Source organism: Streptomyces sp. NPDC052910 (assembly GCF_055585605.1).
Genome location: NZ_JBVJJR010000001.1, coordinates 172,079 through 186,442, shown reverse-complemented (window position 1 = coordinate 186,442; position 14,364 = coordinate 172,079). Strand labels below are relative to the sequence as shown.

12 protein-coding genes and 5 tRNA genes are annotated in these 14,364 nt (G+C 72.1%); 11 read left to right on the top strand and 6 right to left on the bottom strand.

What is annotated here, in order from left to right; all coding sequences use genetic code 11:
* Nucleotides 1–321: 321 nt before the first annotated feature.
* From ACZ6X9_RS00840 to ACZ6X9_RS00825, 4 genes are all read right to left on the bottom strand, one after another.
* Nucleotides 322–903: a GTP-binding protein gene (locus ACZ6X9_RS00840; protein WP_469775780.1), complete on the bottom strand. Its 582-nt coding sequence runs from the start codon at nucleotides 901–903 to the stop codon at nucleotides 322–324.
* On the bottom strand, nucleotides 884–1,291 hold the full coding sequence (locus tag ACZ6X9_RS00835) for a DUF742 domain-containing protein (protein WP_469775779.1): 408 nt from the start codon (nucleotides 1,289–1,291) through the stop codon (nucleotides 884–886). Before ACZ6X9_RS00835 ends, ACZ6X9_RS00840 begins: the two co-directional genes overlap by 20 nt.
* Before the next feature lie 103 nt (nucleotides 1,292–1,394).
* Nucleotides 1,395–1,817 carry a roadblock/LC7 domain-containing protein gene (locus ACZ6X9_RS00830; RefSeq protein ID WP_462698163.1) on the bottom strand — a complete coding sequence of 141 codons (423 nt, stop codon included), beginning with the start codon at nucleotides 1,815–1,817 and terminating at the stop codon, nucleotides 1,395–1,397.
* Nucleotides 1,818–5,669 carry a nitrate- and nitrite sensing domain-containing protein gene (locus tag ACZ6X9_RS00825; RefSeq protein ID WP_469775778.1) on the bottom strand — a complete coding sequence of 1,284 codons (3,852 nt, stop codon included), beginning with the start codon at nucleotides 5,667–5,669 and terminating at the stop codon, nucleotides 1,818–1,820.
* A gap of 552 nt (nucleotides 5,670–6,221) precedes the next feature.
* On the opposite strand from ACZ6X9_RS00825, the gene ACZ6X9_RS00820 reads away from it, so the two are divergent.
* From ACZ6X9_RS00820 to ACZ6X9_RS00780, 9 genes are all read left to right on the top strand, one after another.
* Complete coding sequence (locus ACZ6X9_RS00820) at nucleotides 6,222–6,410, top strand: hypothetical protein (RefSeq protein ID WP_469775777.1); 189 nt, start codon at nucleotides 6,222–6,224, stop codon at nucleotides 6,408–6,410.
* A 199-nt stretch (nucleotides 6,411–6,609) separates the two neighbouring features.
* A complete protein-coding gene (locus ACZ6X9_RS00815; RefSeq protein ID WP_469775776.1) occupies nucleotides 6,610–7,392 on the top strand; it encodes a fumarylacetoacetate hydrolase family protein in 783 nt (260 codons plus the stop codon).
* The gene (gene gltX, locus ACZ6X9_RS00810; protein ID WP_469775775.1) at nucleotides 7,385–8,896 is read left to right on the top strand and encodes a glutamate--tRNA ligase; all 1,512 of its coding nucleotides are present in this window, start codon (nucleotides 7,385–7,387) and stop codon (nucleotides 8,894–8,896) included. The genes ACZ6X9_RS00815 and gltX overlap by 8 nt, the downstream gene beginning before the upstream one ends.
* A 228-nt stretch (nucleotides 8,897–9,124) precedes the next feature.
* Nucleotides 9,125–9,196: transfer RNA gene (locus ACZ6X9_RS00805), tRNA-Gln, on the top strand.
* An 80-nt stretch (nucleotides 9,197–9,276) separates the two neighbouring features.
* A tRNA-Glu gene (locus ACZ6X9_RS00800) sits at nucleotides 9,277–9,349 on the top strand.
* 60 nt (nucleotides 9,350–9,409) lie between these two features.
* A tRNA-Glu gene (locus tag ACZ6X9_RS00795) sits at nucleotides 9,410–9,482 on the top strand.
* Nucleotides 9,483–9,495: 13 nt separating this feature from the next.
* Nucleotides 9,496–9,567 (top strand) — tRNA-Gln (locus ACZ6X9_RS00790).
* A 28-nt stretch (nucleotides 9,568–9,595) separates the two neighbouring features.
* Nucleotides 9,596–9,668 (top strand) — tRNA-Glu (locus tag ACZ6X9_RS00785).
* A gap of 97 nt (nucleotides 9,669–9,765) precedes the next feature.
* A complete protein-coding gene (locus tag ACZ6X9_RS00780) occupies nucleotides 9,766–10,647 on the top strand; it encodes an MEDS domain-containing protein (RefSeq protein WP_469775774.1) in 882 nt (293 codons plus the stop codon).
* A gap of 18 nt (nucleotides 10,648–10,665) precedes the next feature.
* Here the strand turns inward: ACZ6X9_RS00780 and ACZ6X9_RS00775 are convergent, their stop codons facing one another.
* Complete coding sequence (locus ACZ6X9_RS00775; RefSeq protein ID WP_469775773.1) at nucleotides 10,666–11,340, bottom strand: MerR family transcriptional regulator; 675 nt, start codon at nucleotides 11,338–11,340, stop codon at nucleotides 10,666–10,668.
* An 81-nt stretch (nucleotides 11,341–11,421) separates the two neighbouring features.
* On the opposite strand from ACZ6X9_RS00775, the gene ACZ6X9_RS00770 reads away from it, so the two are divergent.
* Nucleotides 11,422–11,916 carry a DUF4188 domain-containing protein gene (locus ACZ6X9_RS00770; protein ID WP_469775772.1) on the top strand — a complete coding sequence of 165 codons (495 nt, stop codon included), beginning with the start codon at nucleotides 11,422–11,424 and terminating at the stop codon, nucleotides 11,914–11,916.
* Between the two features lie 195 nt (nucleotides 11,917–12,111).
* Here the strand turns inward: ACZ6X9_RS00770 and ndgR are convergent, their stop codons facing one another.
* Nucleotides 12,112–12,840 carry an IclR family transcriptional regulator NdgR gene (gene ndgR / locus ACZ6X9_RS00765; RefSeq protein ID WP_040889156.1) on the bottom strand — a complete coding sequence of 243 codons (729 nt, stop codon included), beginning with the start codon at nucleotides 12,838–12,840 and terminating at the stop codon, nucleotides 12,112–12,114.
* Between the two features lie 97 nt (nucleotides 12,841–12,937).
* On the opposite strand from ndgR, the gene leuC reads away from it, so the two are divergent.
* The gene (gene leuC, locus ACZ6X9_RS00760) at nucleotides 12,938–14,359 is read left to right on the top strand and encodes a 3-isopropylmalate dehydratase large subunit (RefSeq protein WP_469775771.1); all 1,422 of its coding nucleotides are present in this window, start codon (nucleotides 12,938–12,940) and stop codon (nucleotides 14,357–14,359) included.
* The last annotated feature ends 5 nt before the right edge of the window (nucleotides 14,360–14,364 follow it).

The following is a 14,364-nucleotide window of genomic DNA, read 5'->3' as shown; positions in this document are numbered from 1 at the left end:
CCAACAACCTCTCGGCGTCGGCACAGTCGTCGTGCCGTCTTTCGGCTGGGCCACGACGGCCCAGTTCGGGAAATTCCAGCACGCCGGACCAGTGCGTTCCAAACAGTGGGCAGAGCCGACGGCCGGGGGAATGTGCCCGACATAAAACGGGCATTAAGAGCGAGCGGCGCCAAAAGGCGGGCGAAACATGTGCGGAGGGGAGCCGGGCGGCTGCGGCCTGTTGCGGCGGGCCTGTCGCGCCCCGGTCAATTCTCTGTCGAAACGTTATGAACCCCGAGGGCGGCCCGTGGCATATCCCACACGGCCGCCCGTTCCCGTCGGCTACTTCAGCCGCGCCATCAGGGCGTGCTCGACGAGCGTGATGAGCGCGCTCTTCGCCTCGTTCCGGTGGCGCGCGTCGGTGGTGATGATCGGCGCGTCCGGGCCGATCTGCAGCGCCTCGCGCACCTCTTCGGGGGAGTAGGGCTGCTCTCCGTGGAAGCCGTTGAGGGCGATGACGAAGGGCAGGCCGCTGTTCTCGAAGTAGTCGACCGCGGGGAAGCAGTCGGCGAGGCGGCGGGTGTCCACCAGGACGACGGCGCCGATGGCGCCGCGGACCAGGTCGTCCCACATGAACCAGAACCGGTCCTGTCCGGGGGTGCCGAATAGGTACAGGATCAGGTCGTCGTCCAGCGTGATGCGGCCGAAGTCCATGGCGACGGTGGTCGTCGTCTTGTCCTGGACGTGGCTCAGGTCGTCGATGCCCGCCGACGCGGACGTCATCACGGCCTCGGTGCGCAGCGGGCTGATCTCCGAGACCGAACCGACGAACGTGGTCTTGCCCACGCCGAAACCACCGGCCACCACGATCTTCGCGGAGGTCGTGGAGCGGCCGGCGTTCCCGCTAGAGCTTCCGAAGTCCACTGAGCACCCTTTCGAGCAGTGTCACATCCGGCGTTCCGCCGGCCTCGCCGCCGCCGCCCGGCTGATGGATCGCCACCATGCCGGCCTCCGCCAGGTCGGCCACCAGGATCCGCGCCACACCGAGCGGCATGCTCAGCAGCGCGGAGACCTCGGCGACCGACTTCACCTCGCGGCAGAGGTGGCAGATCCGCTGGTGCTCGGGCAGCAGATTGACCAGTTGGGCCGGGTCGGCGGTCGAGCTGACCAGCGCCTCGATGGCGAGCTGGTAACGCGGCCGGGTCCGGCCGCCCGTCATGGCGTAGGGACGGACCAGGGGCTGGTCGCCTTCACTCCCGTACGGCATGTGGTGCGAGGCGCCGTACGGGCCGGGCGAGACGGGCGGGGTCATGAATCCTCCGGGCGGGACAGCAGGAAGGCAATGATGCCGTCGAGCGGGGGCCGGTGGGAGCTTTCGGCCGTACGGTCGGACGGGACTTGCGGGGTGTGTACGGTCAGTTCAGCAGGCTTCCCTGCAGTTCGGCGCGGAGGTCGGGCGTCAGGACGTTGCCCGCGCGGTCGACCAGCAGGGCCATCTCGTAGCCGACGAGGCCGATGTCGCACTCGGGGTGCGCCAGCACGGCCAGCGAGGAGCCGTCGGAGATGGACATGATGAAGAGGAAGCCGCGCTCCATCTCCACCACGGTCTGGTTGACGGCGCCGCCCTCGAAGATGCGCGAGGCACCGGCCGTCAGGGAGGTCAGGCCGGAGGCCACCGCCGCCAACTGGTCCGCGCGGTCCCGGGGGAACCCCTCGGACATGGCCAGCAGCAGTCCGTCGGCGGACACCACCACCGTGTGGGACACCCCCGGGGTGTTCTCCACGAAGTTGGTGATCAACCAGTTCAGATTCTGCGCCGCCTGGCTCATCGGACTCAACTAACGCTCCTGCTGGTAGGTGGGGCCACCGTGGTGGCTACCGGTGGCCGGGCTGGTGCCGGCCTGACGTCCTTGCTGAATGCCCCGGCGGAGGTTGGTCAGCCGGCCCCGCACGTCGTCGGGCGCGCGGGAGACCTGCGGACCCTCCGGCAGGGCCTGCTGCTGGGCCGTGCCCTCCACCAGGTTGGCGCGGGGCACGCGGCGGGGCAGGCCCGACGAGGTGGTCCCGTCCGCGGCCGGCACCCGGACCTGCTCGGCCCGGCGCCAGCGCTCGTCGTTGGGGGACTCGCGCCAGTCCGGCAGCGGGGTCTGGGCCGTGGCGTGGGAGGGCTCCGGGGCGGCGGGGGCCGCGGGGGCCTCGGCGCGGGGTGCCCGGCGCGGCAGACCGCGCGGCGCCTCCGGCTCGGCCGCCCGCTCGCGGGCCTCCTCCTGCTCGCGGAACCAGTGCGACTCGAGCTCCTGGAAGAGCGGCGTCGTCTCCTGCGCACCGTCCCGTCGCCCGGCGTCCTGCCGGCCGAAGCCGTCGTCGCCGGCAGGCGGAACGATCCGCCCGGCGCCGTCGGCGTCCGGTACGGGCGCGAGGTGCGGGAAGGCGGCGGTGTCACCCGGGCCGGCCGCGTCGCGCCCGGGCAGCGCGTGCCGTCCGGTGCTGCTGCTCTCCGGCTCCGGCACGGGCGCCAGGCGCGGGAACTGCCCGGTGGCGCCGGGACCGTCGGCCGCCGGGCGGTCGAACCGTCCGGTGTCGCCGGGGGCGGTGGGCAGCGCGTGCCGCCCGGTGCTGCTGCTCTCGGGCTCCGGAACGGGCGTGAGCTGCGGGAACTGCCCGGTGGCGGCCGGACCGTTCGCGGTGCCTTCGCCCCGGTCGCCGGCCGGGTGCCCGGCGGACTCGACGCTGTCGTGACCGCGCGGGGTCTCCTGCGCGGCACGCGACGAGCCGTTCGAGGCGAGCGGCCAGTCGTCCGCCGGCGCGGCGGGGGAGCGGTCGTTGCCCCAGCTCGGCGCCGGACGGGCCGGCGGCTCGGCGGGCGTGTTCTTGCGGTCGCCGCGCTTCGGCAGGCCGGAGAGCGGGTTGCGGGCGGGCAGGCCGTCACCGGTGCCGCCGCGCTTGGGCAGCCCGTTGCCGGCGCCACCGCGCTTGGGCAGACCGTTCTCGGTGGTGCCGCGCTGCGGCAGGCCGCCCTCGGCGCCGCCGCGGGCGGGCAGTTCGGGCAGGGCGGACGGGGAACCGGCACCCCGGGCCGGCAGCTCGCCGGAGGGGCCCTGACGGTCGCCGCGCTTGGGCAGCCCGTTGTCGGTGCCACCGCGGACGGGTAGGTCGGAGCCGCCGTTCTCGTCGCGCTGGGGCGGCTGCTGCGGGCGGCGGCCGTTGCCCACCGGAGCGATGACGGCGGGGCGCTTGCCGCGCGAGGGGAGGCCGGAACGGCCGTCGGCGCCCTTGCCCGCGGCGTCACCCGCGCCGGCGTGCGGCGGGGCGTCGAAGAGGCTGGGGCCACCGGTCGGCGCGCTCGCCCCCGGGGTGCTGCCGGGGACGCGCGTCGGCAGACCGCTCTGGGTCAGGCCGCCCGCGCGGGACGGGTTGGCCGGCGGACGCGGACCCGACGGCGGCTGCTGGCCGCGGCCGCGGTCCGGCGCCTGCGGGGCGCCGCCCGGGCCGGGCAGGCCGGGCGTGGACTTGCCGCCCGGAACACCGGGGACACCCGGGCCGGGCATGCCGCCGGGGGCGCCGCCACCGGGCAGGCCGGGGCCGCCGGGCGCGCCGGGACCCGGCTTCCTGCCGCCCTGGGCGACGTCGACGGGCAGCATGACGAGCGCGGTGGTGCCGCCGGAGTCCGACGGACGGAGCTGGATGCGGATGCCGTGTCGCAGGGACAGGCGGCCGACCACGAACAGGCCCATGCGCCGGGAGACGGAGACGTCCACGGTCGGCGGGCTGGCCAGCCGCTCGTTGATCGCCGCCAGGTCCTCCTGGGACAGGCCGATGCCGGTGTCGTGGATCTCGACCAGCACCCGGCCGTCCGGCAGGGCGTGACCGGTGACCTTGACCTTGGTCTGCGGGGAGGAGAACGAGGTGGCGTTCTCCAGCAGCTCGGCGAGGAGGTGCACGAGGTCGTTGACGACGCGGCCGGCGACCTCGGTCGGCGGCACACCGGTGAGTTCGATGCGCTCGTACTGCTCCACCTCGGACGCGGCGGCACGGAGCACGTCGACGAGCGGGACGGGCCGGGTCCACCGGCGGCCGGGCTCTTCACCGGCGAGAACGAGGAGGTTCTCACCGTTACGGCGCATGCGGGTCGCGAGGTGGTCGAGCTTGAACAGCGAGGACAACTGGTCCGGGTCGGCCTCGCGGGACTCCAGTTCGGAGATGAGCGAGAGCTGACGCTGGATGAGGCCCTGGGAACGCCGCGAGAGGTTGGTGAACATCGCGTTGACGTTGCCCCGGAGGAGGGCCTGCTCGGCGGCGAGGCGGACCGCCTCGCGGTGCACGTCGTCGAAGGCCGCGGCCACCTTGCCGATCTCGTCGCGGCTGTGCACGCCGACGGACTCGACGGAGGTGTCCACGTCCTGCGGGTCGGTCTCGGAGAGCTGCTTGACCAGCTCGGGCAGGCGCTCCTGGGCGACCTTCTGCGCGGTGTCCTGCAGCCGGCGCAGCGAGCGCACCATGGACCGGGCGACGACGAAGGCGCCGACGAGGGAGATGCCGAGGACGAGGATGATCAGCGCACCGTTGAGGTACGCCTCCTGCTGGGCGTCGTCACGGAGTTCGAGAGCCTTCTGATCCATCTCGCTGAGGAGCGAGCTCTCGATCTTGAACATCTCTTGGATCTTGACGCTGTCGCGGTCGAACCAGTCGCGGTAGGACAGGCTGTCCGCGCCCCGCAGGCCGTCGTTGCGCATGATCACGCGCTCGGCGTACGAGTTCGCCTGCGCGATGTCGTACTTGCCGCCGTTGAGGCCCTGGACCAGTTCCTTCTCGTCCCCGTGGATCTGGAGGAAGCGCTGGTAGGACTGGTTCTCACCGGAGAGCGCCGACTGGCCGAAGAGCCGGTCGTTGTCGGAGAGGGCGTGCGGCGAACGGGCCAGCGCGGCGCTGATCAGCGCGCGCTGCATGGACGCGTACTCCTTGGCGGAGGAGAACGAGGCCAGGGCGCGGGTGGAGGAGATCATCTCGCTGTTGCTGGACGCCAGCGCCATGTCCTGCGAGAGCGTGATCAACTGGCTGACCAGGCCGTTGTAGGCGTTGACGGTCCGCGAGATCTGGTTCTCGTCCTTGTAGGCGTCGCCCCGGATCTTCTTGATGTCGTGAAGCTGCCGGGTGATCTGCACCATCGTGGCGCTGACGCCGGTGGTGGTCTTGTCGTCAGGCTTCACCTCGGCGGTGAGCTTGTCGAACTCCTCGATCGCCTGATCGGTCTTCTGACGCGGCGCGACGACGTCGTCGTTCTTGGCGTCCTTGCTGATCAGCGGGCCGGCGGAGCGGTCGCGCTCCTCCTGGAGGGCGTTGGCGAGGTTGGTGGCCGCCTTGGTCATGTCGGTCAGCAGCTTCATGTGATCGAGCTGATCGACGTTGTTCAGCGAGGTGTCGATTCGCATCGCACCCAGGGTCGTCGCCGCGACGACGGGCAGGGCGAGCAGGGACACCAGGCGGGTGCTGATGCGCCAGTTGCGCAGGGCTATTCGTGAGCCCGGCCCGCTGGGGCCCTTCGTCTTGCCGGCCTTCGCCTTGGCCGAACCGTCGGCGGGTTCGCCACCGGCCGGCGCGTCGACGGGCGTGCCGCGGTCGCCGCCTGTCGCCGCACCGTGCGGCTCCGGCTCCGCCGCAGCGCTGCCATCCCTCTTGAAACGTCCCTGCACTAGCGTCGCAACCTCTGGACCAGGCGTCCCTCCGGATGAACGGAGGAACGGTGTCGAGTCGTGGGGGGACCGCGGTGCCCCCCTGGCGGTCCGTGGAATTCCAGCACAGTGCCGGATGCGCCAACAAGGCCGGTGCGTCCCACCCCTGATCGGTGACGGACGGTAGCCCGGCTCGTAGCTCTCCGTGGAGAGGTCAGTCCTATCAATTCGGTCTTTAGGGGGCGAATGTTCCGCACCTCGTCGCGCTGTGCGAGCTGTCCCAGTCGCCATGATCAGGAGCGGAACGTCAGCTTCAGTCCGGCAATGTCCGTTTCGTGCAGGCGTGACAGCCGCCGGTTATGCGGCTTTTATCCCAAGCTTCGTGAGGAAACTCACAGGTGACACCCCGCATTCCGCTCGGTATGGCGGGGAAAGGCGCGCCTAGCCTGGACCCTTGCGCGGACGCGACGACCGCCGAAGGCCCCGGGCGATCCGAAGGCCGCGGCCGACCGCCCGTGAAGACCGCGACGACCGCGACGACCGCTCCCAGAGACAACGCGAGGCAACCGCACAGTGAAGACCACCAGCCCCTCCCGGAAGACCGCCAACCCGCGCCGCACCACGCTCGCGGGCCTCAAGGACGCCAAGGCACTCTTCGAGGCCGAGCGCCCGCAGCACCCGGTCGAGCTCCCGACGGTCACCGCCAACCCGCGCCGCACCATCCTGATGACCGCCCCCGCGCCGGCCGTCGTCGAGGACTGAGGACCGACGGAACCCACCGCCCCGGCGCGACCCGCCGGGGCGCCGTCATCGCCTCCCCGCTCCCGGCCCGCCCGCCCCTCCCTTCTCACCCGGTCTCATCGCTTCTCACCCGGCGAACGCCGCGCACGGAGCCCGCACGCCCCCCGCGATAGCCTGAAGTGTCAGACTCCGGCCGGATCAGTGAGGGGCCCAGCTTCCCGTGCGCATCGCCAGATTCTCCATCGACGGCAACGTCGGCTACGGCGTGGTCGAGGGGGACGCCTCCACCGAGGGCGGTCCCGTCCTCGACATCATCAAGGGCATTCCCTACGGCGACTTCGAACGCTCCGGGACCAAGGTCCCGCTGAGCAAGGTCCGCCTGCTCCCGCCCGTCCTCCCCAGCAAGGTCGTGGCCATCGGCCGCAACTACGCCGAGCACGCCGCCGAGCTGGGCAACGAGGTGCCGGAGGTGCCCGTCGCCTTCTTCAAGCCGTCCACCTCGGTCGTCGGCCCGGGCGACCCCGTCGTGTACCCGTCCTTCAGCAGCGAGCTCCACCACGAGGCCGAGCTCGCCGTGGTCATCGGCCGCATGTGCCGCGAGGTGCCGCGCGAGCGCGTCAAGGACGTCATCCTCGGTTACACCTGCGCCAACGACGTCACCGCGCGTGACGTCCAGGAGCGCGAGAAGCAGTGGGCCCGTGCCAAGGGCTTCGACTCCTCCTGCCCCCTCGGCCCCTGGATCGAGACCGAGGTGGACCCGGGTGACCTGGCGATCACCTGCACGGTCAACGGCGAGCTGCGGCAGAGCGGCCGCACCGCCCAGATGCTGCGTTCCGTCGAGGAGCTCATCGTCCACATCACCGAGGCGATGACGCTGCTCCCCGGCGACGTCGTCCTCACCGGCACCCCCGCCGGGGTCGGACCCCTGCACGACGGCGACGAGGTCGCCGTCACCATCGAAGGCATCGGCACTCTCACCAACAAGGTGATCAAGCGTGGCTAACGCGAACTCCCCCAAGCTCTCGACTTCGCTCGAGCAGGGGGTACCCCCCCGCGTACGTTTCTGTCCCTCGCCGACCGGCAACCCCCACGTGGGCCTGGTCCGCACCGCCCTCTTCAACTGGGCGTTCGCCCGCCACCACGGCGGCACCCTGGTCTTCCGCATCGAGGACACCGACGCGGCCCGCGACTCCGAGGAGTCGTACGAGCAGCTCCTCGGCGCGATGCGCTGGCTGGGCTTCGACTGGGACGAGGGCCCCGAGGTCGGCGGCCCCCACGCGCCCTACCGCCAGTCGCAGCGCATGGACATCTACCGCGACGTCGCGGAGAAGCTGCTGGCCGCCGGCCACGCGTACCACTGCTACTGCACCACCGAGGAGCTCGACGCCCGCCGCGAGGCCGCCCGCGCGGCCGGCAAGCCGTCCGGCTACGACGGCAAGTGCCGGGTCGTGAGCCCCGAGCAGAAGGCCGCCTACGAGGCCGAGGGCCGCCCGTCGATCGTCCGCTTCCGGATGCCCGACGAGCCGATCACCTTCACCGACCTGGTCCGCGGCGAGCTCACCTTCACCCCGGAGAACGTGCCGGACTTCGGCATCGTCCGGGCCAACGGCGCGCCGCTGTACACGCTCGTCAACCCCGTCGACGACGCGCTGATGGAGATCACCCACGTGCTGCGCGGCGAGGACCTGCTGTCCTCCACCCCGCGGCAGATCGCGCTCTACAAGGCGCTGATGGAGCTGGGCATCGCCAAGGGCGTCCCGGAGTTCGGCCACCTGCCGTACGTCATGGGCGAGGGCAACAAGAAGCTCTCCAAGCGCGACCCGCAGTCCTCCCTCAACCTCTACCGGGAGCGCGGCTTCCTGCCGGAGGGCCTGCTCAACTACCTCTCGCTGCTCGGCTGGTCCCTCTCGGCCGACCAGGACCTCTTCTCGATGGACGAGATGGTCGCGGCGTTCGACATCAAGGACGTCAACGCCAACCCGGCCCGCTTCGACCTCAAGAAGGCCGAGGCGATCAACGCCGACCACATCCGCAAGCTGGACGTGCAGGACTTCGTCGCGGCCTGCGAGCCCTGGCTGCGCGCCCCGCACGCCCCCTGGGCCCCGGAGGCGTTCGACGCCGCCGCCTTCGCGGAGCTGGCCCCGCTGGCCCAGACCCGCCTCACGGTCCTCTCCGACATCACCGCCAACGTGGACTTCCTCTTCCTCGACCGGCCGGTGGAGGACGAGGCGTCCTGGGCCAAGGCCATGAAGGAGGGCTCCGACGCCCTGCTCCGCACCGCCCGCGAGAAGCTGGCCGCCGCCGAGTGGAACGCCGAGGCCCTGAAGGCCGCCGTCATCGCCGCCGGCGAGGAGCACGGCCTGAAGCTCGGCAAGGCCCAGGCCCCGGTCCGGGTGGCCGTCACCGGCCGTACGGTCGGTCTGCCGCTCTTCGAGTCGCTGGAGGTCCTCGGCCGCGAGCGGACCCTGGAGCGCGTGGACGCCGCGCTGGCGAAGCTGGCGGGCTGACGGCCGTCACCGCGCCCTGAGGGGCCCTGGGAGCCGCATGGGCGGCTGCCAGGGCCCCTCGCCGCGTCCGGGCCCCCGCCGGCCGGGCCGTACGGCGCCTCGGGTTATCGATTTTGGTGCCCCGTCCACCTTCGGGTAATGTTCTTCCTGCGCCGCCCGGGAGGGCCGAGAGGCCGGAGCGGAGGGCGCGAGCCCGAGCAAGACCCCTTCAGGGGGGTCGAGTTCCGGTGGGGTATGGTGTAATTGGCAGCACGAGTGATTCTGGTTCACTTAGTCTAGGTTCGAGTCCTGGTACCCCAGCAAGAGAAATTCGCTCGAAATTCTCTCGCAAATCTACTGGTAAAGTAGACACCGCGCGAAAGCGCAAAAGCGAAGTGCAAGCCCCCGTTGTGTAGCGGCCTAGCACGCCGCCCTCTCAAGGCGGTAGCGCCGGTTCGAATCCGGTCGGGGGTACTGATCCTGAATCCGTCACCATCCGGAGATTTCCGGAGGCGATGTCGAAGGATCGCTAGGGCCCCCGTTGTGTAGCGGCCTAGCACGCCGCCCTCTCAAGGCGGTAGCGCCGGTTCGAATCCGGTCGGGGGTACTGGTATTCACCATGGGCTATGGTGTAATTGGCAGCACGAGTGATTCTGGTTCATTTAGTCTAGGTTCGAGTCCTGGTAGCCCAGCGCAAGACTTCCGAGTCTGCAAAAGCAAGCCCCCGTTGTGTAGCGGCCTAGCACGCCGCCCTCTCAAGGCGGTAGCGCCGGTTCGAATCCGGTCGGGGGTACGCACCGGAAATGCCCTCCGCGATACGCGGGGGGCATTTTCCGTTCCCGCCCCGTGCGCTCTTCTCGCCCCGGGGCGCCGTCGCCATAATTCCCCGCATGGCCCTTCCCCGTGGTGCGCTCCACCGGATCCCCGTCGGCGACCTCCGGCCCGGGGACCATGCCTGTCTGCTCTTCGCGTCCGACGAGGAGCGGACCACGGTCCTGCGGGAGTTCGTCCGCGGCGGCCTGGACGCCCAGGACAAGATCCTCTACCTGGCCGGCCCACGGGAACCCCACGACCCCGCGGCCCTGCTGGACCGCTACCGGCTCCCGCCCCCGCGCGGCGGCCGGGTTGAAGTGCTCCCCCTCGACGAACTCCGCACCACCGACGGGTCGTTGGAACCCGACGCCCTGCTCGGCCGGTTACGCGCCGCCGCGACCCGCTCCCGCGCCGAGGGCTACCGCGCCCTGCGCATCGCCGGGGAACCCCGCCCGGCCCCGCGCGACGGGCGGGACGCGCGCCGGCTCCTGCGGTACGAGTCCCTCCTCGGCGAGGAGTTCGCCGCCGGCCGGGCACTGGCCGTCTGCCAGTACGACGTCCGGCAGTGCGTCCCCGAGGCGCTGGACGCCGTCACGTCGGCCCACACCCGCGGCGTGGGCCCCGACCCGCTGGTGAGAACCGCCGACCTGCTCGTCGTCCGCACCTACCGCCCGCCCGGGCTGCGCCTGGAGGGCCGGGTCGACGCCTCCGCCCACCGGCAGTTGCGCGACGCGCTGCGGTCGGTGGCCGCGGTGCGCGGGGAGCTCCGCCTGGAGATGTCCGGCGTCGAGTTCCCGGACCTCGGAGGCCTCCGGCTGCTGATGACCTTCGCCCGGGCCCGCGCCGCCCGCCACCGCTCCGTCGAGGTGACCGGCCTCGCCCCGGAGCTGTCCCAGGTCATCACCCTCATCGGCTGGGACCGCACGCCCGGTCTCCGGCTGGCGGAGACGGTCGGCTGAGCGCACCCCGGCGGGGCCTCAGTCCTCGTCCTCGCCGCAGGCACCACACCGGCCGCCCCCGAACCGCCGCGCCGACTCCTCCGCGTGCGCCATCCGCCGCAGGCTCAGCAGCACCGGCTCGTAGAGCACCGTGAGCGCCACCGCCGCCTCCACCTGCCCGTCCTCCGTCGGCTCCGCCGCCACCATCTCCAGGTCCGTGCCGGCGATCTCCGCGGCCACCCGCCCGTACGGCAGCAGGTCGTCCGTCCCGCAGGGGTAACCCAGCCTGGCCAGGGCGGCCACCGAGTCCAGCAGCGTCCGGTAGGCGGGGGAGTGCGCGACCCCCACCCGCTCGGCGTCCCAGCCCAGTCGCGTCAGCAGGCCGTCCACGGCCGTGCGGGCGGCCTCCGCCGCCTCGTCGCCCGCCTCCGGTGTCGGAACCCTCGGCAGCGCCCAGGTGGCCGCTCCCAGCCGCATGTGGTGGTCGAGGGACGCGTCCTCCGCCGCGGCGACCACCTCCCGTGCGGCGGCCACCGGCACCCCTCCCACCTGGATCAGGGCCCGCACCAGACGCAGCCGCCGCAGGTGCTCCTCCCCGTACTCGGCCTGGGTGGCCGACACCCGGCGGCCGGGCTGCAGCAGGCCCTCCCGCAGGTAGTACTTGATCGTCGCGGTGGGAACGCCGCTTCGTTCGCTCAGTTCGGCCAGTCGCATGGCTCTTGCGCCTTTCCTGGGATAGTGCCACTATCCAAACATGGATAGCGCCGCTATCCAATGAAGAGGTGGGGGTCGCTCATGGCTGTGTCACCGATCGAGGGCCGGGTCACCGCGGCGGCCGACGGGGAGGTGGTCGTCTTCCTGATCGGCATGCGGATCAACCGTTGGCGCTCGGTGCGCCACTGGGCGCCGGTGTTCGGGGCGATGCGGGCGATGCTCGCCGAACTCGGCCGGGACCCGGACGCCGGGCTGCTGGGCCACCGGCTGCTGACCGCCGGGCCGCGCGAGTACACGGTGCTGCAGTACTGGGAGTCACGCGAGAAGCTGCTCGCTTACGCGGCCGACCGGGATCGGCTCCACCGGCCGGCGTGGGCCGCCTTCAACCGGCGGGCGCGGGAAGCGGCGGGGCGGGTGGGGATCTGGCACGAGACGTACGTCGTGCCGGCGGGGGCGTACGAGTCGATCTACAGCGGGATGCCGCGGCATGGTCTCGGGGCCGCTTACGGGGTCGAGCCGGTGGCCCGGCGGGGCGAGCGGGCCGCGGAGCGGCTGGGTGCGCCTGCGGCGGGCTGAGCCCCTGACCCGCCCCTTCGCCGATTCCTGGGGGCCGGCCCCCAGACCCCCGAAACCGCGCTCCGCGCGGTTGCCCTCAAGCGCCGGGCAGGCTGATATAGCCTGTCCGGCGCTTGAGGACGAGCGGCGAAGCCGCGAAAAGGGGGTCTGGGGCGCAGCCCCAGGAATCGGCGAAAGGGCGGGACCGGGGCAACCTCACCCGTTGCGCCGCAACGCCTCCGTCAGCCGCACCGCCGCGTCCAGCACGGCCTGGGCATGCATCCGCCCCGGGTGCCGGGTCAGCCGCTCGATGGGCCCGGACACCGACACGGCCGCCACCACGCGATTCGACGGCCCCCGCACGGGAGCGGAGACGGACGCGACGCCCGGCTCCCGCTCCCCGATCGACTGCGCCCACCCACGCCGCCGCACACCCGAAAGCGCCGTGGCCGTGAACCGGGCCCCCTGCAGCCCGCGGTGCAGCCGCTCGGGCTCCTCCCAGGCCATGAGGACCTGGGCCGCGGAACCGGCCTTCATGGGCAGCGTGGACCCGACCGGGACCGTGTCCCGCAGTCCGGACAGCCGTTCCGCCGCGGCGACGCAGATGCGCATGTCGCCTTGGCGCCGGTAGAGCTGGGCGCTCTCGCCCGTCACGTCCCGGAGGTGCGTGAGCACCGGGCCCGCGGTGGCCAGCAGCCGGTCCTCGCCCGCCGCCGCCGCGAGTTCGCTCAGCCGGGGGCCGAGGATGAAGCGGCCCTGCATGTCCCGGGCCACCATGCGGTGGTGTTCCAGGGCCACCGCGAGCCGGTGCGCCGTCGGGCGCGCCAGCCCGGTGGCCGTCACCAGCCCGGCGAGCGTCGCCGGACCCGACTCCAGGGCGCTCAGCACCAGGGCCGCCTTGTCGAGAACGCCCACTCCGCTCGAGGCGCCACCAGAATTGTCCATGCAACGATACTCGCGTCTCACACTATGAAACGCAAGTTCACGTTTCCCCGGAAGCCGCCAACCTGTATCCACGGCACCCCGATCCGGAGGAAGAGCGATGGGACGCACACTGGCCGAGAAGGTCTGGGACGAGCACGTGGTGGCGCGCGCCGAGGGCGAGCCCGACCTCCTCTACATCGATCTCCACCTGCTGCACGAGGTCACCAGCCCGCAGGCGTTCGACGGCCTGCGCAAGGCCGGGCGGCCGGTGCGGCGCACCGACCTGACCATCGCCACCGAGGACCACAACACCCCCACCCTCGACATCGACAAACCCATCGCGGACCCCGTCTCGCGGACCCAACTGGAGACGCTGCGCCGCAACTGCGCCGAGTTCGGGGTCCGGCTGCACCCGCTGGGCGACGTGGAGCAGGGCGTCGTCCACGTGGTGGGACCGCAACTGGGACTGACCCACCCCGGTACCACCGTGGTCTGCGGGGACAGTCACACCTCCACCCACGGCGCGTTCGGTGCCCTCGCCTTCGGCATCGGCACCAGCCAGGTCGAGCATGTCCTGGCCACCCAGACGCTGCCCCTGTCGCCGTTCCGGACCATGGCCGTCACGGTCGAGGGCGAACTGCCCGCGGGGGTCACCGCCAAGGACCTGATCCTCGCCGTCATCGCGGAGATCGGCACCGGCGGCGGCCAGGGACACGTCATCGAGTACCGCGGGCCCGCGATCGAGAAGCTCTCGATGGAGGCCCGGATGACCGTCTGCAACATGTCCATCGAGGCCGGCGCCCGGGCGGGCATGATCGCTCCGGACGAGACCACCTTCGCCTATCTGAAGGACCGCCCGCACGCCCCCAAGGGCGCCGACTGGGACGCCGCCGTCGCCCACTGGCGCACCCTGCGCACCGACGACGACGCCGTCTTCGACCGCGAGGTCGTCATCGACGCGTCCGCCCTCTCCCCGTTCGTCACCTGGGGCACCAATCCGGGGCAGGGCGCGCCGCTCTCGGCGGCCGTCCCCGACCCCGCTTCGTACGAGGACGCGTCGGAGCGCTCCGCCGCCGAACGTGCCCTGGAGTACATGGGGTTGACGGCCGGTCAGGCGCTGCGGGACATCCGGGTGGACACCGTCTTCGTCGGCTCCTGCACCAACGGCCGGATCGAGGACCTGCGGGCCGCCGCCGACGTCCTGCGGGGCCGCGCCGTCGCCGACGGAGTGCGGATGCTGGTCGTCCCCGGGTCCGTCCGGGTGGCCCTCCAGGCGGTCGACGAGGGGCTCGACGCGGTGTTCACCGCGGCGGGTGCCGAGTGGCGGCACGCCGGCTGCTCGATGTGCCTGGGCATGAACCCCGACCAACTGGCGCCGGGCGAGCGGTCGGCGTCGACCTCCAACCGCAACTTCGAGGGCAGGCAGGGCAAGGGCGGCCGCACGCACCTGGTCTCGCCCCAGGTCGCCGCCGCCACCGCCGTGCTGGGCCGACTGGCGTCGCCCGCCGACCTCCCGGCCGGTCCGGTCCTCGCCGCCTGACCGGC